This window comes from Pedobacter cryoconitis (genome assembly GCF_001590605.1).
In the GTDB taxonomy this organism is placed as follows: Bacteria; Bacteroidota; Bacteroidia; order Sphingobacteriales; family Sphingobacteriaceae; genus Pedobacter; species Pedobacter cryoconitis_A.
This window is the reverse complement of record NZ_CP014504.1, coordinates 3107181-3126907: the sequence shown is the minus strand read 5'-3', so window position 1 is coordinate 3126907 and position 19727 is coordinate 3107181. Positions and strand designations below refer to the sequence as shown.

Below are 19727 nucleotides of genomic sequence, written 5' to 3'. Positions count from 1 at the left end.
ATTTAAAGCAAAGGTAGCAACTTCCGTTCTAAAAACTGCTCGAAAGTTGTAGCTGTAGCTGCCTCTATGGTGCGAGGTGTGGCATACGCCCCATTTGGATCACCCAAGGCAAAAAATAAATCCATCAATTCATGCTGTACGGTCTTAGACAATCCCCAGCTACTCAGCTGCGCTTTTACCTCTTCACCAGATTGCTGTACATACTTAACTGACTTACCTAGCCGGGCAGAAAAGCGGGACGCTGCTTGCGCTAAGGTTATATTTTCAGGGCCCATGAGGTTTAGTTTCCAATGTCCTGCCCAGGTTTCATCAAGCAGATAGCGCGTTGCCACTTCAGCAATGTCATCTGTACTGATAAAAGGAATATCATGTTCGCTGTCAAAAGGAAAAGTAAAAGTTCCTTTCTCACTGATACCTTTTGCCTGTTGTATGAAATTTTCCATGAAATAACCTGGTCTTAAAGCCAACACGTTAGCGTCCAGCTTGTCAAAAGCGATTTCCATGTCCCCACAATAGCTTACAGTTCCCAGATTTGGTGAACTACTTGCTCCCATTGAAGAAACAAGAACAACTCTTTTAATTTTGTTTTGATTAACGGCAGCAATACCTGCATTAGTGACCTTTTGATACCATTCATTTAAACTAGGTCCGGTAAGTACTGGCGGAACAAGCCAGAACAAAGCTTCCGCTCCTTCGGTTGCCGCAATCACCTGTTCTGTATTGCTGATGTCTGCCATTACTGAAGATCCCCCATGAATGTTCAAATTATCTAATCTTTTAAGGTTTTGACCTAGCAACAAAGGTGTTGCTCCATGCGAGGCTATTTGTTTGGCCACACTGCTTCCGATATTACCTGTAGCAGCCGCAATTGCTATTTTCTTCATAGGGTTAGTATATAATAGGTTTATCAATTATCTGCTGGGCTTGCTCTTTTCCCATCAAAGTCTTTAAGACAGGGAGCACATTCCAATATTCCTTATAGTAAATGAACTTTCCATTTTCTAATCTAAAATTGACAACATAATCTTGTTGATACAATGCGCCTGTTGCAGGAACTGTCGTTTCGCCATGGAATTCCGCCCAGTAGGAATCTGGCTCATTTAATGGATAAACAGTTAATCCTGTGAATATAATATCCGGCATATCTCCAAGGATATTATCCAGATGTTTTCTGTAGTCATCCATCGTCAGTTGGTAAGCTGATCCTAATGATCTCGCATAAGGATATTCTACAGTTGCCATTGGAGCAAAAAGCGATAAAACAGCTTCCGTGCCCTTGTTAAAAGCATTTAATAAATTCAGTAAAATCTGTTGATCAGTTGTATTTTCAAGTTTCATAATTCTTAAGATTATATACAAAAGTAAAGTCTACACTATATCTTTGCAAGAAGGCACCTGTAAGTTGCATAAGCACTTTAAAGTAATATATGGACGGAATAATCAAAGGACAGCGAGAAAAAAATGAAAATTATTTTAAGTTACAGCAATCCCTGCTGTTGAAATCCAGTTTGGATGAAAGTTGTATCTTAAATCAGTCATTAACGCTCATTGCTAATAAGTGGACATTACTAATCTTGATGGCATTAATGCAGGGCAGTAAACGTAGTAGCGAATTACTGCGGCAAATTAAGGGCATATCGCCAAAAATGCTCAATCAAACTTTAAAGATTTTAATAAATTACGGCATGGTCGTCCGAACAGTATTTCCAGAAGTTCCACCAAGAGTAGAATACACATTGACAGAATTTGGCATCAGTACCGCAGATCCATTAATGGCCCTGTTAAACTGGTCTGTTTCATGGGAGCCCCAACTAACAAAGCTGTATAAACAAACTTTTTAAGATCCTCAATACACTAGTAATCCCATCTTCCATAAAGTGGTTCGATCTTAGTACGTCCGGAGAGGTAAAGCTCCTCCCTAATTACTTAGAGAGGGGGTTTTTGTATTTACCTCATTTACAATGTGCCTGTATTGCCTGGAAACGGACGGACAAGCCAGAATTCTGTGCCAATGCCCAAAGCTTTTTCAATTGCCACTTTCAGTTTCATTTAACGATTCATTTGTTAAGATTTTTTTTCAATGACAAAAGCTTTCAATTCTGCAATTTTTCCATTTTCGAAGCGCCAGATGTCGCAATAATCATAGTGGTTATAGGTTCCATTTGCAGCCTTCAAGGTGATTTCACCTGTCACCGTTACATAGTTACCATCCTCAATAGTCTTTTCGACGGTAAATACGGGCGGTTCCAAATAGAATTCTTTCATATACTCCCGTACTTTATCTCTACCTTCAAGAATACGTTCGCCTACAAAAAACCATTTGGTATCCTGTGTACAATAGACTAGAAAACTTTCATAGTTTCCCTTTTTAACGAATTCGTTGGCTTTGTGTAATATCGTTGCGTTTTTCATTTTTGTTTGTTTTTGAATGTGAACCGGTTCAGTAATGCTTGAATCTGGCGTGCTTCCATATAATTTTATGGCTAAACGCTCTCCGTTATCAATTAGCTTCCCGGCATTGGAACTATAAAGCTCAATGGTTCGTATTTCGTCATCCCAGTTCCTCATCTTTTGAGGATTTATAACAGGCTGAAATGTAATTTGATCAGGAAGGTAACTTACCGGTTTTGCGATGATTTCAATACTGAATGACAGTAAGATTGATATTGTTAATGTTAGTTTTTTCACGTTATTATTTAATGATGTGCCAATTAATTATTGCTTCTTTTCATTCAACCCTTGAATATCTAATCTTTATACGTTCTTTCGTATCCCATTTGTTAATCTTAATAGTCATGCTCAATTTTGTGACTTTGTTAAATTGTGCTCAGAATATCCTGAGTAAATTCTACAAACTTTCCAGGGTTTCTTCAATTATTTCGATTCCAAATTCTTTTAACCGGTTGCTGATATGAGGAGTTGAGATCATAGTTTCTGGAAGATACAAACCCCCGGTCTTTTGTTCAGACTGTCCATTCAGGCCCAATATCTTTTCTGTGATTAAATATACGCCCACAGCTGTGAGATGGGAATTTCCTTTTGGGCCGGATACGATCGTGCGGAGTCTTCTTTTTTCGCCGGATAGCAGGGTGCCTTCAATCGTAATGTATAATTCATGGGAAGCTTCCAGGCCCTTACTAGTCCCTATAGATTCCCCTGTAATAAAATCGAACCGAATATTTTTCGCACTCGTAAAAGCGGCTATACTCGGAACATCAAGCGTACTGAGTGGGTAACCTATTGCTGATGACTGATTGTGCAAATCAATAGTTCTGGGGTTTTCTTTTGATTGTAATGATAGCCAATTTCCGCCCTTGCGAATTAGCGCCTCACCAACAAAACCACTAACTTCGTTTGCAACCAGCGGCCCTACACTATCCTTTGGGTCATATAATCCTGCAAGTTCGATAGTTTCTATTTGACTGAATTTATTAGCTTGTTGCCTGACCATAAGGGTTAATAATCCCGCTTGCCAATGACCGGCGAATACAACAGGCGCAACAATCGTTTGATGAAGGCCCAAAAATGCTGTGGGAGAAATTTGATGCGCTAATTCGCTTACAGCAATACATGCAATGCCATTTAAGATAGCAGTTTCCCTTAATATATTACTGTGGTCATCCACTGCTGATATAATCAGGTCAATTTTCTTAAATTCACTGAGATTGAAGCCTTCTTCGAGATTGATATAGGCTGTTTCTGAATGATTTAATTCCTTCGCTAAAGATATTCCGTTTTGAGGATTTCTACCTGCAAGAATAAGTTCGATACTCCTATCAGCTTGTCTGATTAGTCGTGCGATGTTACTTCCAACCATTCCATAACCGCCTACAATTAAGATTCGTTTTTTCTGTGATTCCATATGAAAATTTTTAAATTATATAACTTTACATTTTGCAATTCATTTGAGGTGTGAAGCCGGTTACAACTCATCCGGAAATGCCAAATATGATCTTACACTAAGAGCGATGTTGCTTTGATCCGATATCCGCTTTTACTGCCATATGCCCATCCTTGAGTAAGCATTTCATCAAGCCATTTTTATCGATCACAGACTCAGTAATATCAGGATGCACCATAATTATTAAAGTTTTCATATTTCAATGATTCGTATATTTAAGACAAAGTTAAGGTTGCCTGTAAACTTTTGTATATTGCCCGCCAATTGTTAGGTACTATAAATAATGTAAGTAATGAGCGAGATCAAGCAATCATCAACCAACTTTTTAAATAAGCTTGCGCTGAGCGATGAATGTCCGGAAGCTTATGCCTCAAATATCATCGGCGGACAATGGACATTGGTTATATGTTCGTGGTTATTAAGTGGTAAACTTAGATTTGGAGAACTAAAGAAGAAATTACCTGGAATTACTGAAAGGATGCTGGCCCTGCAACTGCGGAAGCTCGAAGAGAATAAAATAATCAGCCGGACTGTTTATGCAGATGTACCGCCATGTGTAGAATATGAGCTGACAGAAATTGGATACGCATTGAAGTCAGTTATCATGGAATTAGAAGTTTGGGGCACAAGCCATAAAAAATTGATCGGTGAGTGATCCTAAACCGCTGAATGTTTGATAAATTGAGCTGGTCACGACTTAACCTGCAAGGTACACAACAGATAGGATCATATCCAGATTATAAAACTTCAAATTTCTTTTTATACTTCTTTTTGAACTACCGGGAAAAGTTCGGTAGTTGATTTTTGTGTAAGCCAAATAGTTTCATTTTCCAACTTAACGTCAATAAATGTCTTGCCATTTTCTGTTTTATACATCTTAATAACCTGCCAGACAATCTTCGGATTTTAAATTTGCAGCATACTATCCGAAGATTGAAAAAGATGATGAGCATAAGTCGGATTAGTGCAAAAATTTGTCGCAATCTTGCAAGAATTACTTGAAGCCCACGATTAAATTTGTTTTAATATTTATAACCAAATATTTTATGAAAAGACGAACATTGCTGCGCTTTTTGGCTGCCGGACTCCCGGGATTATATTTAGCTCATGCTGCAAATGCCGCTATGCTCCGCGGAATTTCAAGTGCGCTATCTCCAGAACTACCTAACGGGTTTTTTGAGCCTGATTGGAACTCCTTAAGCAATTATAAAACTCCCGACTGGTTTAGAGATGCAAAATTTGGCATGTGGGCGCATTGGGGTCCGCAGTGTCAGCCCGAAGCAGGGGATTGGTATGCAAGAAATATGTACATGGAAGGTTCCTCTCAGTATAAGTTTCACCTGAAAAAATATGGACACCCATCAAAATTTGGTTTTAAGGATGTAATAAATACCTGGAAGGCCGAAAAATGGGATCCCCAAGGTATCGTTGACCTTTATCATAAAACAGGAGCAAAATATTTTATGGCCTTAGCCAATCACCATGATAATTTTGATTTGTACGACAGCTCTTTTCAAAAAAATTGGAATTCGACCAAAATTGGCCCTAAAAAGGATATTGTTAAAGGTTGGTCGGATGCCGCCAGGAAAAGAGGCATGCACTTTGGCGTTAGCGTACATGCTGCTCACACCTGGAGTTGGTGGGAGACGGCCCGGCGTTCAGATAAATCTGGTGCTTATGCTGGCATTCCCTACGATGGTAAGGTCAATGAGAATCAAGGAAAGGGGGAATGGTGGGATGGATTAGATCCTCAGGAACTTTATGCCCAAAATCATCCTTTGAGTGAAAATAGCTCGGACAATGGAATGATCCACAAGCAATGGGACTGGGGCAATGGCGTAAGTCTCCCGGATAAAAAATATATTGAAAAGTTTTATAAACGAACCATCGAGCTCATCGATAAGTATGGCCCGGATATGGTTTATTTTGATGATTCTCAGCTTCCTTTATGGCCCATAGATGATGCAGGTCTTAAAATCGCAGCCCATTTTTACAATAAAAGTATAAAAGAGAAGGGACGTTTGGACGCTGTAATAACCGGGAAAATTTTAGATCCGGACCAGCGTAAAGCCATGGTATGGGACATTGAAAGAGGACAAAGTAATGGTATTGAGCCACTTCCCTGGCAGACAGATACCTGTATCGGGGACTGGCATTACAACAAAGAGGTTTATGATAATAAACGCTATAAAACCGCCAGGTCTGTGATTCACACGCTTATTGACGTGGTGAGTAAGAACGGTAACCTGATGTTGAATATCCCGCTTAAAGGTGATGGGACAATGGATGACATTGAACTGGGTATCGTTGAGGAAATTGGCAAATGGATGCGTGAGAATGGAGAGAGTATTTATAGTACGCGCCCATGGAAAATTTTTGGTGAAGGTCCGGCGCAGGCTGCTGCTGCAGCATTAAGCGCCCAAGGTTTTAACGAGGGGAAGGGCAAGCCTTTTAATATGGAAGATGTCCGTTTTGTAACTAAAGGGGATCTATTGTTTGCAACGATCATGTCGGATGTAAAGCAGCCATCTATATTAATAAAAAGTCTTTCAACTGGCAATCCTTATTATCCAAAACGAATTAACCGTGTTGAACTTGTGGCCACTAAGATGCCTTTGAAATTCACTCAGGATGAGCAGGGACTGAAAGTTTTCTTTGCTGATGTCGGTTCGCTCCCTTCCTTTGCTGTTCCGTTAAAAATTAGTTCACTTTAGCGCTTTACATATCCACCCTGTTCAATGTTCAATAGACTTAATCATAATTGTGAAAAAATATACCCTGGCACTGGATTTAATAGATGAGGCAGATCTCATCCATCAATACGAAGACTACCATATCAATAGCTGGCCGGAGATCAACAAAAGCATAATCGATGCTGGAATCCATCTGATGGAAATTTACCGTAGCGGTAATCGTTTATTTATGATCATGGAGACCAGCGATGAATTTTCTTTTGAAGGTAAACGCCTGCTCGATGCGCAAAATCCTAAAGTCTTAGCGTGGGAATCTTTAATGTGGAAGTTTCAACAACCTCTTCCATGGGCTAAAGAAGGTGAAAAGTGGGTCTTGATGAAAAAAATATTTGAACTGGATAATTCCAATACTGAAACGGATGATGCCAAAAACCAGTCTGACTTATGAGGGACAAGATACTTCCTGAGGTAATTTTCGGAACCAGTTGCCTTGGTAATCTTTATACCCAGAGCAGCTATGAACATAAAAAAGCGATCCTAAGCGCTTGCGTCAATGTCAATCAGGACGGCCTGATGTTTGATACTGCAGGGAAATACGGTGCAGGCATGTCCCTCGAGGTTTTAGCCAAAGGGCTCAAAGAACTTGGTATTGGACAAAATGAAGTGAAAATCAGCAATAAGCTCGGTTGGTACAGGGTACCACTTATTGGAACAGAACCAACTTTTGAAAAAGGGGTTTGGGCCGGACTGAGCTATGATGCCGTCCAGAAAATCAGTTATGAAGGGATACTGGAATGCTACCACCAGGGAAATCAACTGCTGGGTGATTACCATTCGCAATATGTTTCAGTGCATGATCCGGATGAATATCTGGCCTGTGCAACTGATGCCAGGGATTACCAAAAAAGATATCAGGATATTCTGGATGCTTATATTGCACTTGTTGAACTGAAGAAAATGGGTGCGGTCGAGGCCATTGGAATTGGCGCCAAGAATTGGCGGGTGATTGAGAAGATTTCTAAGGATGTTGCCCTTGATTATGTAATGATAGCCAATAGTCTGACCATTTACGCTCACCCTAAAGCCTTGTTAAAGTTCGTCTCTGAACTGGCCGGAAATGGGGTAGCGGTGATCAATTCAGCCATATTCCATGGGGGCTTCTTAACAGGTGGCGATTTTTATAATTATGAAAAAGTGGATGGCGATTCTGAAGCTGGTCGTAAGCTGCTTTCCTGGAGGGAAATTTTTTTCAGGCTTTGTGCTAAGTACCAGCTACTCCCTGCGGAAGCCTGTTTTGGTTATGTCAGGCAAATTAAGGATATTCAGAGTATTGCCTTGAGTACAACCCGGCCTGAAAAGGTCCAAGATAATGTAGATATGATTTACAAAGAGATACCAGAAGCGTTTTGGCTGGAGCTCGATAAAATAAAAAGCTAATGTTAACACTACAATTGTTAAGTCCTGGAAATTTCCAATATAAAGACCTCCCTATGCCCGAAAGGGAGGCTGGTCATGCCCTTATCAAGTTAAATAGGGTAGGTATTTGTGGAACGGACTATCATGCTTATACTGGCAATCAGCCTTTTTTTTCTTATCCCCGGGTATTGGGTCATGAAATTTGTGGAACAGTAGCAGAAATAGAGGATAACGGGTCTTTCAATGAGGGCGACCTGGTCACCATTTTACCTTACCTCAACTGTGGGAAATGTATCGCTTGCAAGAATAGCCGTGAAAATTGCTGTACCCATCTCAGTGTGTTGGGGGTTCATCAGGATGGTGCATTGAGCGAATTTATCAGTGTACCAATACAGTTCCTCATCCCGTCAAGGGGGCTTGGTGCAGATGAACTTGCCTTAGTAGAACCGCTGGCTATAGCCGCCCATGGTGTTGCAACTGCACAGGTATCGCCTGGAGAAACAGTACTTGTGCTTGGTGCAGGCCCTATAGGACTTGGGACGGCAGCGATCGCTAAAATAAAGGGTGCTAAAGTCATTGTTGCAGATTTTAATAAAACAAGGCTGGATTATTGTGCCAACCAGCTCGGAATAAGTCTGCTGATTAACCTTAGTGAAGAGGAAATGCGCTCAGGCATTTGCCGTTTGCTTGGTGAAGAATTTCCCCTTGTCATCATCGATTGCAGCGGAAATTTACAGGCCATTAACGGGGCGCTGAATTTTCTGGCCCATAGCGGACGCATTGTGCTGATTGGTCTTCAAAAACAGGAAATCGTTTTAAGTCATCCGGAATTTCATAAAAGGGAAGCTTCGTTAAAAAGCAGCCGGAATGCTCTTCGGGAAGATTTCAACTTCGTTATAGATTGCCTTTTGAAAAATGAAATTCCCGTCAGCGCATTTATTAGTCATCGCGTTAAATTTCAGGATCTGGCGCATGACTTTCAAACACTTTCCGATCCAAAGCAAATGGTTATAAAAGCGATGGTAGATTTTGGTTGAGTGTGTCGAAATGCTTTTAAGGATTTTTATTTTGTGATAGAAATTATTTATATATTCAGTAAGGATACGCAGGCTTTTCTGGTGAAAAAGACTTGCGCCAGGCATTTTTAAAATAGCAATGAAATTAATTAAAAACCATTTTCATCTCTTGAATGCAGATGCGGTGAAGTTAGGTAATAAATGGAACTTCATCAATGTAATAAGCCCCTATTACAGGCTCTATTACATAGCGGCTGGTGCTGGTTATATCAACAGTCCAGCAGGCCGTACAATACTAGGGGAGGGAAGTCTGGTGCTCATCCCAAGTTTTACCCTTTGCGACCTGCATTGCGAGGATTACCTTTTTCAATATTTTGTACAGTTTTTTGAGGAATCGCCAGACGGAATATCCTTATTTGCGCATTGCAGGGAAATTTTATCCGTTGAGGCCAAAGATATTGATGTTTTAAATTTAAAGCGCCTGCTCCACATCAATCCCGGACGTGGCATTAACCGCTCAGACAACCCCAAAGTGTATGAGAAAGATGTTTATTACAAGGAATATACCAAGTTAAATGATCTTCAGAGTGTTTCTACCCAATTTGAGACGCAGGGCATTATTTTTCAGCTGCTTTCCAGATTTATGAAATCCGGGCGGTTCATGGCCTCTCCTGATGTCGCGATCCCTTCAGTCGTTTTATCGGCAATGAGCTACATTCAGCTTAACATTGCAAAACCTTTAAAGATAAGTCAGCTTGCTTCCCGTGCAAACCTTAATACGGATTATTTTTCCAGAATATTTCACCGGTACACTGGAAAAAGCCCGGTAAATTTCATTTCAGAAAAACGTATCGAAAGGGCTCAATATCTGATCATCACGACAAACATCCAATATGGCGAAATCTCTGAACTCACGGGTTTTGATAACCCTCAGTATTTCTCCAGGATATTTAAGAAGATAACAGGGTTAAGCCCTAAGGACTATAGACGTCAAAACCAAAGTATGGCCTCTATTTACCCTGAATCTATTGAAAAGGTAGCTTGTCAGGAATATATCCATGATCAGGAAATCACTTATCCGGCAGGCTAAGGTAATGCTTGTTTTTAGTTAGTGATGCCTTAAAGTTTGAGGAGCGAACGGATTTTTTACAGATATGACTGGTTTGCGATCAAGAAACAGCACCTGATCTCCAGGAATGGGATTCTATATCAGAAATTCTGAAACCAGATGACGATTTTGTAACTTACAATTATGCTGCTACCCAAAACCATAAGAAATATTAAGCGTGTTGTTCCTTTCGGAGTATTATGGTTTATTTTCGGCCTTATTTATGTCATGCTGGAGAAAGGGATTATTGGAAACCTGGACCATTATCCCTCTACGGGAGTTGATTACGACTTTGTAAGAAACATTCTTTTAGTCCCATTATCAGGTCTGATGATGGGATTATTGACCGGGATAATGGAAATCGGTTATTTCAATAAGTGGTTTATCAAAAACAGTTTCACTAAAAAAATCATCTTCAAATCCTTTATTTATCTGGTCATTGTGATCTTGTTCCTGATCATTATTACTTTCACCAACACCCTGTATACCTATAACATACATTCTATCAAGAGTCTGGCATCGCCGGCATGGGCATTTTTCACCAACTATGCCGTGATCGGTATTATGGTTTACATTGCCTCAATAATTGTGATTACCCAGTTATACGCTGAATTCAGCCAAAGCATTGGAGTGGGCACATTGAGTAATTTTTTTCTGGGGACGTATCATCACCCGGTAGAAGAAGAAAGGATATTTATGTTTCTGGATATGAAGTCTTCCACTACGATTGCGGAAAAATTGGGTCATGTGAAGTATTTTCAAATGCTAAAGGAGTACTTCTTCGATCTTTCGGTCGCTGTTATTGACTATGCAGGCACCATCTATCAATACGCGGGTGATGAGATGATCATCAGCTGGAAATTAAAAGAGGGGTTAAAAAATAGTAACGGTATTGAGTGTTTTTTTGCTATGAAACGCGCTTTGGAAATGCAGGCTGAAAAATATAATAGCGAGTTTGGATTATTACCGGAATTTAAAGCAGGTTTGCATTGTGGAATGGTAACTGCCGGGGAGATCGGATCGCTGAAAAAAGAAATCATCTTCACCGGGGACGTCCTCAATACTTCAGCAAGGATTCAGGGACTTTGCAATCATTACCATGCTGAATTGCTGGTATCAGAAGATCTGGCACAATTACTTCGGCTTCCGGCCAGATACGAAATGAGATCTGTTGGAGAAAACTTGTTAAAAGGCCGGGTTAAGACCATGGAGATATTTGCTATTTCAATGGAATAACCTACTCAACTTATATATGGTGAAAGAAACTGTTTTCACCATATATAAGTCAGGCAGAATGGCTGCAGTATATCGTCAAGAGATGTATATATCCTGATCTGTTTAAACTGTAGCGTTAAACTTTGGGTAAGCTGTAACCGTTGTGATACTGGGCCAGCAGGTATTTATCGTTGATCTGCTGGTCTGTAAACTGGTGTTTGGCATTGTCCCATGCTAATTTTTGTCCGCTTCTGAAGGCAATATTTCCCATTTGGGCAACGGTAGCTACATGCGCAGCATCTTGTATAGCGCAATTCAGTTCTGCTTTTTTTCTGGATCTGACCACACTAAAGAAATTGACCATATGATTGTCCAGTCCATTATCTGAGGATTTAACAAAGGGCTTGCTAACTTTATTGCCGCTTATTTTTTCTTCAATGACTTCCCAGCCCTCCCTGTTGAGGATCAGCGTGCCGTTGTTACCGATATAGGCAATTCCATGGTTGCGGTTATAAGAGCCATTATCGATGCCCATGGCAGAATCCCATACCATGTTGAACTTGTCAAACTCATATAAGGTAGTCAGCGTATCAGGAGTTTCTTCATACAGATCGGGATAGGCAAAGCGGCCACCTAATGCAGATATGGTTTTTGGGACAGGTGAATTCATACCCAGCAAGCCATAATCCAATAAATGGACTCCCCAGTCAGTCATTAACCCACCTGCATAATCCCAGAACCAGCGGAAATTGAAGTGATATCTGCTGGCATTGAATGCTCTTTTATTTGCCGGCCCAAGCCACATGGCATAATCAACGCCTGCAGGGGGTAAGGTATCCGGTACTACGGGAGCAGGTTTCATCCAGCCCTGGTAACACCATACTTTTACAGTTCTGATATTTCCCAGCTGGCCGCTCTTTACGAAATCAACAGCATCTTTAAAATGTTGCTGACTGCGTTGCCATTGACCTGCCTGTACCACCTTATTGTATTTTTCCTGCGCTTTGACCATGGTGCTGCATTCGACAATAGAGTTGCCGACCGGCTTTTCAACATATACATCTTTACCTGCCTGTACTGCATGGATCATCATCAGGGCATGCCAGTGATCGGGTGTTCCGATAATTACAGCATCGACATCTTTATTATCGAGCAGCGCACGATAATCTTTATATCTTTTTACTTTTGCGGCGTCAACATTCATCGACTTTAATTCGGCCATCCTTTCATCAAGCACATTGGCATCACTGTCACATAGGGCGATCAGGTTTACTCCCGGTACTTTGAGGGCCGCTTTGAGGTCAGACCATCCCATGCCTTTGATTCCTATTACACCAATATTGATCTGGTCGTTTGCGCCAATAGTCTTATTGAAAAGGGCATAGGCAGGATTGTCTAAGGCAGAAAGCATGGCAGTGGTCCCAACTGCGGTTGCAGCATAGTTAAGGAAATTTCTACGGTTTAACATTTAATTTGGTTTACGGTTCATACTGTAAGTAAATTACGAAATAATTAGTAGAGCATCCGGGATATATCGTTAAAATTAATAAGAATGTTACCATTATCTATATATAGAGATAGATAGATATGGGGCATATGTTTTTAGCGCATCATTAAATCAGGCTGTCTCGCAAGCTGAACAAAGTTGTTAAAAACTAAACGTATTTTAGAACCGGAATAAGGTTCCAGATAGAACATAGAACACCATATGCACAAAAAGAAAATGTATACTATAGTCCTCATCGTATTAGCAGTTTTCCTGAGTTTCCTGATCAGGGCTTACTTCAGAAGTGAAAGCTATTTTCTTTCGCGTTTGCCGGAAAAATATAAGGGTTATCCTGCATTAAATGAAAAGATAAAGAGTTCAGATTATCAAATTATACCCTTGTTTACGGGCAGCAGGCCAAGAACAATTTACCGGGATTCCATGACTAACAATATCATTGTGGAGCGTGTGGAGGAGTTTGCACCCAAGCAATACGAGGAAACTACTTATTCCATAACTTATTACAGAATAAACAGTAAAGGAGAACCTTTAGACAGCCTGAATGAAACTGGCAGTACAGCCTTTGGCAGACCATTTAACGGGCATATGCTTTATGAAGATACTTACAGTGATTACCTTAAAACAGGAAAGCATGAGAAATTACCCTACAAAGTCATTAACAAAGATTTAGCAATGAACCCGGAAGTACTATCGAACCTGACCAGGGAATTGCTATCCCGGGCTGATGCGGTAACAGTTTATGAAGAGGATGATCCGATGACTTTCATCATGTCAGTAAGTAGTGAAGTCTATAAAATGTATATCCCCAAAAAAAGTAATATTAATATTCCCGCCGAATTTGAGCACAATTTTCATGAGTTATTGCCTGTTACGGATTATAGCCATCAGACGGGCTTAAAGTATTACGATTGGGAAAGCCCGAAATCGGCTATCACTATCGATTATTTCCTGAAACAGCATTATCAGTCTGGCACTTATTTCTCTATGGCGGCGGCTCCAGCGACCAGACCTGCAAGATGGTACGGTATGGGCTATTTTGAACTCAAAATTGGGGCAGACAACTTAAAGTTCAAGCATCCAATCAGTTATTTTTCTTCCAAAAAATCACCATCTGGCGGTTATTATTACAATGGCGAGTGGGGGACACTGGATTTATTTAATGCGCATATGTCTGGTATGAATATCCTCACTGTTGGTTTTGATAATAATCATTTCCATGAACTGGATGGTTGTTACCTGGTTGTGCCTTTACATCCTAAAAATAGCAGCTAGCTTATTTATTGATTTTTTTGGATCTCTACCCGGATTGCCATCAAACCAAAAACATCTTTTAAATCTTCCAGGTGCAAAACCTCGGCATTTTCCTGTAAGGCTCCCTCTTCTTGTAATATTCTGATGAGGCGCAAATACTCCTCTTTAATAGTGTCATCCTGATATACAATAGCTATTTTGCCGGGTTGATTCAGCCTTTCCGTGCTTCCTTTGATGCATATCTTATCAATTCGCTTTTTAATTATTTCATAATTGATATTATCGGCTCCTTCCACATCAAACCGCTTTTCGTCATTGCGGAAAGTAATGTTAATAGGTGTACCGGGTGCAAAGATAAGTTGCGTTGTTTTCAGTGCAAATGAGGACGATAACGACGTTTGAGTGGTATACTTTGCCACCAAAGCCATATAACGAAGTTGTAAAGCTCTGTATGCCCGTATTTTTATGCTATCTAATTGTGACCTCGGTGTAATGGACTGACCGATGTAAATATCACATTCTATCCCGTCAGTTCTAAATGTTTTAATGTAGCCTGGGTGTAGCTGTTGCAAATCTTCGATCATCCCTGCCATAAATCTCGTAACATCCTCATTTAACCGCCCAATCTCTTGCTCTAAAATGTTGCGATTAGCATGGATTGCGCTGTTTCCAGCATCAACAGGTTCCAGGTAAACATTAATATAAACTAAATAATCAGGCTCTTCCACCGCCAGTGGCATTAAGAGCGGCTTCAAATAAAGACGCAGAAAGGTTAAAATAGTAATTTCAACCTTTAACGTAACTGCATGCTGATATTTGGATTTGAATTTAATGCAGAATATTTTGATTTCTTCAGCAGGATAACCGGTAATGATCAACCTATCTAATATTTTGATGGATTCGTCCAGTAGGTTATGAATGTCCTTCAATAGCGCATCGTTACGTTTTAATGTAGAATCTTTAATATCAATTGCGCCATAAATAGCATAAACGCCATCAAATGTGATGGATTCTATGGCAGCACCGGTTCCCATTTTCTGCTCTTGTTGCAGGTAATTCCAGGCCGCAAGATGGAATTTCCACAGGACGGCAGGTTGCAGCACAGTAAAGTGCCGCCGCACAACATCATTGATCTTATCTGAAAAGTGATCAGCACTATTTTTTGTTAATTGGCTGAGTAAAGGTAACGCTGCTGCTATTTTCGCCAGGATATTTTCAAAGAATAACACCTCTTTGAAAGCATATATTTCTAAAATACCGACAACCTTTTGTTTGAAGAGCAGTGGCAGACAAGCATAAACTTTCACTTTCTTTGATTCTAAAATATCATGAATAGGATCTCCAAACTTATTTCCAGCATGATTGGCTGCAGAAAAGTAATACGTGACTGGATTCTCCTCGTATCCTTTGACCATTGATTGCAGCATTATCTTATCCTCGAATTGTTTGGCCACATCCATCATGAAACTATGTATTTCCGGGTTGACGTCCACAATTGTTTCATTGTTTAATCTGGCCAAAGGCTTTAAGCTAAACTGAAGCGCATTATTGCCCGAGAGCATACTTAAGCTTTTAATAACCTGCTGGTAAATGTGCGCTTCGTTCTCATGGTTTACAATTTCGTTTCTGATTTGATCAATTGCGAAGGAATCAGTAATATTTTCCAGCGTAATTACCGCAAATCCGGTTAGCTTGAAAATGTGCAAGGGTAAAATCTTCTCTAGTAATATTAATGGGTCTATACGGGTAGGACCGGCATGGATGATACTATCCATCGTGATATCAGGCAACTCACCTGTAACGACCACCTCTATAAAACTGGTATTAATATTTACTTTGTAGTATTCTTCCAGCCCGGTTTTAGGGTTAGTATAGGTATAATGCCCGGGTTCCAGTATCTGAAAGGAAAAGTGATAACACTGGCTTAAGATCAGGCGGTAGATGTAATTCTTATATTCATTTAATAAATTTACTTCCTGATCTGCACCACCAGCGCTTTGTCCCTTTGCCATACCATTTTTAAAAAGGTCATTAAATGCAGCTGTGCAATAATGTATTTCCCCCGGCAATGGAGAGGCCATCGCCCAAAAACAATTATGTTCATCGGCAAGTAATGGGCTCAGTGCCAGATATATTAAATCAAATAAGGATTGGTCATCGGGGCCGGGGAGCAATGGTGAATTATCCTCGTTGCCGGGTAAATATTGTTGCAGCGTTTGTATCAGCTCATCTATCATCCTCATTCTGACCGGAGAAGAACTGTTTAATTTTTTTAAGTAGTTTTCGAGTGGCCTGAATGATAAATCGCTCTTTATCAAACGATCAATGGTTGGACTGGAGTGAAATGTAAACGCGTGGGTTTGCATAATTTAGTGAATTAAGGTATTCGCATAAACAGTCTTTGTTGATCAATATAAAAGGATATTTAATGCCTTTTTTTTGCACCTATAATCAACCGCAGGTTGGGATTATTCGTCAGAAAACTCCAAAACCAGTTATAGGCCAGCTTTGCCTTGTTTCTGAACCCGGCTATGGGTATGATATGCACGAACAGCCAGGTCAGCCAGGCAAAGTAACCCGTAAAAGAGCCAAAGGGAAGATCTACAACTGCTTGATATTTAGTGATAATGGCCATACTTCCCTTGTTCAGATAGTTGAAAGGCTTCATCCTTTTTTCATCGATTAAATTCACCAGATTAGCAGCAAGCAACTTACCCTGCTGTATGGCAACCTGTGCCAGTTGCGGATGGCCGTCAGGATAATTTTTATCAGTATACTGACAGCATAGGTCACCAATGGCGAAAATCCTGTCAATCCCTGAAATCCCGTTATATTCATCGACCTTTAACCTTCCTCCACGGCCCCTGGATTCCTCAGGTAAACCTTGCACCTCGGCTGCGACGACACCTGATGCCCAGATAAGAGAACAGGTACTGATTTTTTCACCGTTGGAGAGGATTACCTCGTCATTGATATAATCCTTAACAGCCACCCCCAATTTGATTTGAACTCCTAATTTAAACAATTGTTTATGAGATTCCTGTTGTGCCTGTTTGCTCATAGGCCCTAACAGTTTATCTCCTGAACCTACGAGGTAGATGTTTCCCGCAGTTTCACCCAGTTCAGGATAATCTTTGCGAAGAATATTCTTACTCATTTCGCCTGCCATACCGGCCAATTCAACCCCGGTTGGCCCACCGCCTGCAATCACAAGATTAAGCAACTTGGCCCGTTCTTGCAGGTTGGTCGTTTTAACGGCTTTTTCCATATTCATTAACAAATGATTGCGCAGGTGCAACGCATCATCAATTGTTTTGATTGGCAGCGCTTTCTTTTTCAAGTTCTCCAGGCCGTAGAAATTGGTTTCCGTACCCATGGCCAATACCAGGAAATCATAATCAAGCCTGCCGCCATCAGTGATAATGTGTCTGTCTTCTTCGTGGACGCTTAGTAATGTTCCATAATAGAAGCGTACGTTTTGTTTTCCCTGAAACATTTTCCGAAAGGGGTAGGTAATATTAGACGGCTCAATAAATGCGGTGGCTACCTGGTACAAGAGCGGCGGAAAAAAATGGTAATTATTTTTATCCACCAATACCACTTCGATATCTTTTTTACCGGCCAGTCCTTTTACCAGGTTAATTCCGGCGAATCCACCGCCGACTATCACTATTCTCGTCATCACTTCAGGGTTAACTTATAGGGAGTTTGGTGAATCTAATTAACCCTTCTGCAATGTGTTTATTGTAGAAATCTGACACAAAGTCTTGTCCATATTTTTCTATGGAGTTGGGTATATCAATTGATACTTTACTCGCCATTTGAAACAGGTAAGCAAAAGCGATAAACCGAATGTCGCCATTGTATTGTTTTAAGATGTGATCAGTCTTTTCAAATTTATAATTAATGGATTTTGCGAGGCAATATTTCACGTTCACCAACGGATAAGAAGCAGGAGCTTTAAGGTAAGCAGCTATGAGCCGTCCCTTATAGGAATAAATAGTATTAAACTCCACCAATGTTATCCAAAAAGCTTCAATACTATTCATTTTATAGGGAATCTTTTCTACGTCTATTGATAAATTTCTGGCTAAACTATCAAAACTCAGCGTCAGGCAAAAAGCGATCAGATTATTCAAACTCTCAAAATTATCGATAATTGTACTTACACTAATATTTGTGGCAGCCGAGATGAGTTCAAAAGAGACCTGTTCAATACTGCATTGGCTAATTACTTTAATTACGTTTTCGGCTATTTGAAGCGTAAAAATCGTTTTCTTATACATTTCCATGGGATCAGCTAGGATGAATAAAGTCTATTTACTATTAATCTTACCGGTCGCATACGCATACGCAGCTTTTTTCACTTGAAAATCTGAATAAGCGGTATTCAGTGTTACCGCAGCCTGTTGGTAGAAGGCTTGAGCATCCAAAACATCAGTTGCCGTACTCAATCCCGCTTTATAGTTGTCCTGACTTACTTTCAGGTTTTCAGTGGCCTGTAACAGATTTTCCTTAGCGTATCGGATCTGCGTCAATTCATCTTTCATATCGTACCAGTACTTCAGGATACCTACCTGTAGCTGATCACTTCCATCCCTTAAATTGTTTTGAGCAATTTGTTCGCTGATCTTTCTTTGTTTCATCTTTTGTTTAGTACGCCCCCATAAGCCGTCAGAAATAGGAACGCTCAGGGTAGCCAGGGCTGCCGGTACAAACGTACTGCCTATTGTCTTATTGAATGAGCCTGCCTGCGAAGCACTCAGCCCGACCGATAAACTCGGCAAATAATCTGCTTTACTTAATTTGGTTTGCAAGCCTTCACCCTGCACCTGTTTGAGCAGCAACTGGTAATTGGCTATTCCTGAAAGTGTTGTATCCGGTGTTCCACCAGGAAGCAAGGGTTCATTTCCCTTGTCAAGCGTGTCCTGCATCACCATCAGTGAATCATATGGCATGCCGGTGTATATGGAAAAATCAAACAAGGCCAGTCTCCGCCCATTTTGCAGTTTGCTCTGGTTAACAAGCAGTTGACTGAGTTGAACTTTTACTTTCAGCAGGTCATTGCGGGCAATCAGTCCGGAAGCCAGCATATCCTTTTGCATTTTCAGCACATTATTCAGCAGCACTTCATTAGCTGCCAGCGTTTTTTCCTGCTCCTGCAAGTTGACCAGGTTCCAGTATTTTTGCGTAGTGAGCAGTAATACCGAATCAACCGATTGCCTGGCCATTATCTTACTGGTTTCCTGCTGTAAAGCAGCCAGCTTATAACCCGTTTCAATTTTACCACCTGCGTAAATGGGCTGGATGGCAGTTACACCAATCAGGTAGAGATTATTGATGCCTTTATTCAATAGGCCCGGAATAGCCGGTACAAAATCTTTGAAGCCATATAAGCCCAGGCCAGTACCACTGACAGATGGCAGGTAGGAAGATTTGGCAGCAGCCAGTCCAAAGTCTGCCGAGCTTACTTTGAGTTGCCCGTTTTTGATAGCGGTACTGTACGCTAAAGCGGCTTGCCTGCTTTGCTCAAGTGACACTATATGCTGGGCACTGGCGGTATAAGCCAAGCCCATGGATATGATGGATAAAAAGAGGATTTTCATAATAATCAATTTTT

The 19727-nt window shown here is 40.6% G+C and carries 18 protein-coding genes; 9 read left to right on the top strand and 9 right to left on the bottom strand.

Annotated features, from left to right (window positions below; all coding sequences use genetic code 11):
* Positions 1-2: 2 nt before the first annotated feature.
* Positions 3-884, bottom strand: a complete 882-nt coding sequence (locus AY601_RS13015; protein WP_068401765.1) for an NAD(P)H-binding protein — start codon at positions 882-884, stop codon at positions 3-5.
* Positions 885-888: 4 nt separating this feature from the next.
* The gene (locus AY601_RS13010; RefSeq protein WP_068401762.1) at positions 889-1338 is read right to left on the bottom strand and encodes a nuclear transport factor 2 family protein; all 450 of its coding nucleotides are present in this window, start codon (positions 1336-1338) and stop codon (positions 889-891) included.
* Positions 1339-1427: 89 nt separating this feature from the next.
* Between AY601_RS13010 and AY601_RS13005 the strand changes: the two genes are divergently transcribed.
* Entirely contained in the window at positions 1428-1841 is a 414-nt protein-coding gene (locus AY601_RS13005) for a winged helix-turn-helix transcriptional regulator (RefSeq protein WP_068401759.1), read from the top strand.
* 223 nt (positions 1842-2064) lie between these two features.
* Here AY601_RS13005 and AY601_RS26065 read toward each other — a convergent pair whose 3' ends face one another.
* Complete coding sequence (locus tag AY601_RS26065; protein ID WP_232324589.1) at positions 2065-2688, bottom strand: nuclear transport factor 2 family protein; 624 nt, start codon at positions 2686-2688, stop codon at positions 2065-2067.
* 160 nt (positions 2689-2848) lie between these two features.
* Entirely contained in the window at positions 2849-3862 is a 1014-nt protein-coding gene (locus AY601_RS12995) for a hypothetical protein (protein WP_068401756.1), read from the bottom strand.
* A 331-nt stretch (positions 3863-4193) separates the two neighbouring features.
* Between AY601_RS12995 and AY601_RS12990 the strand changes: the two genes are divergently transcribed.
* The 7 genes from AY601_RS12990 (at position 4194) to AY601_RS12960 (ending at position 11370) form a co-directional block, all read left to right on the top strand.
* Entirely contained in the window at positions 4194-4556 is a 363-nt protein-coding gene (locus tag AY601_RS12990) for a winged helix-turn-helix transcriptional regulator (protein WP_068401753.1), read from the top strand.
* Between the two features lie 391 nt (positions 4557-4947).
* On the top strand, positions 4948-6615 hold the full coding sequence (locus AY601_RS12985; RefSeq protein WP_068401749.1) for an alpha-L-fucosidase: 1668 nt from the start codon (positions 4948-4950) through the stop codon (positions 6613-6615).
* Positions 6616-6664: 49 nt separating this feature from the next.
* Positions 6665-7042 carry an L-rhamnose mutarotase gene (locus AY601_RS12980; protein WP_068401747.1) on the top strand — a complete coding sequence of 126 codons (378 nt, stop codon included), beginning with the start codon at positions 6665-6667 and terminating at the stop codon, positions 7040-7042.
* On the top strand, positions 7039-8031 hold the full coding sequence (locus tag AY601_RS12975) for an aldo/keto reductase (protein WP_068401744.1): 993 nt from the start codon (positions 7039-7041) through the stop codon (positions 8029-8031). Before AY601_RS12980 ends, AY601_RS12975 begins: the two co-directional genes overlap by 4 nt.
* Positions 8031-9047, top strand: a complete 1017-nt coding sequence (locus AY601_RS12970; protein WP_068401741.1) for a zinc-binding alcohol dehydrogenase family protein — start codon at positions 8031-8033, stop codon at positions 9045-9047. Before AY601_RS12975 ends, AY601_RS12970 begins: the two co-directional genes overlap by 1 nt.
* Positions 9048-9165: 118 nt before the next feature.
* Positions 9166-10116, top strand: coding sequence for a helix-turn-helix domain-containing protein (locus tag AY601_RS12965; RefSeq protein WP_084359248.1), 951 nt, complete (start codon positions 9166-9168; stop codon positions 10114-10116).
* Between the two features lie 162 nt (positions 10117-10278).
* Complete coding sequence (locus tag AY601_RS12960; protein WP_068401738.1) at positions 10279-11370, top strand: adenylate/guanylate cyclase domain-containing protein; 1092 nt, start codon at positions 10279-10281, stop codon at positions 11368-11370.
* A gap of 115 nt (positions 11371-11485) precedes the next feature.
* Here the strand turns inward: AY601_RS12960 and AY601_RS12955 are convergent, their stop codons facing one another.
* A complete protein-coding gene (locus tag AY601_RS12955) occupies positions 11486-12817 on the bottom strand; it encodes a Gfo/Idh/MocA family protein (protein ID WP_068401736.1) in 1332 nt (443 codons plus the stop codon).
* Between the two features lie 240 nt (positions 12818-13057).
* Between AY601_RS12955 and AY601_RS12950 the strand changes: the two genes are divergently transcribed.
* Positions 13058-14128: a hypothetical protein gene (locus AY601_RS12950; protein WP_157287887.1), complete on the top strand. Its 1071-nt coding sequence runs from the start codon at positions 13058-13060 to the stop codon at positions 14126-14128.
* Positions 14129-14133: 5 nt separating this feature from the next.
* Here the strand turns inward: AY601_RS12950 and AY601_RS12945 are convergent, their stop codons facing one another.
* The 4 genes from AY601_RS12945 to AY601_RS12930 are packed head-to-tail and all read right to left on the bottom strand — an operon-like array spanning position 14134 to position 19713.
* Complete coding sequence (locus AY601_RS12945) at positions 14134-16473, bottom strand: hypothetical protein (RefSeq protein WP_157287885.1); 2340 nt, start codon at positions 16471-16473, stop codon at positions 14134-14136.
* Between the two features lie 59 nt (positions 16474-16532).
* Positions 16533-17789: an NAD(P)/FAD-dependent oxidoreductase gene (locus tag AY601_RS12940; RefSeq protein WP_068401725.1), complete on the bottom strand. Its 1257-nt coding sequence runs from the start codon at positions 17787-17789 to the stop codon at positions 16533-16535.
* A 10-nt stretch (positions 17790-17799) separates the two neighbouring features.
* Positions 17800-18393 (bottom strand): hypothetical protein, encoded by a 594-nt coding sequence (locus AY601_RS12935; RefSeq protein ID WP_157287883.1) that lies wholly within the window; start codon positions 18391-18393, stop codon positions 17800-17802.
* A 30-nt stretch (positions 18394-18423) separates the two neighbouring features.
* Positions 18424-19713: a TolC family protein gene (locus tag AY601_RS12930; protein ID WP_084359246.1), complete on the bottom strand. Its 1290-nt coding sequence runs from the start codon at positions 19711-19713 to the stop codon at positions 18424-18426.
* Between the last annotated feature and the right edge of the window lie 14 nt (positions 19714-19727).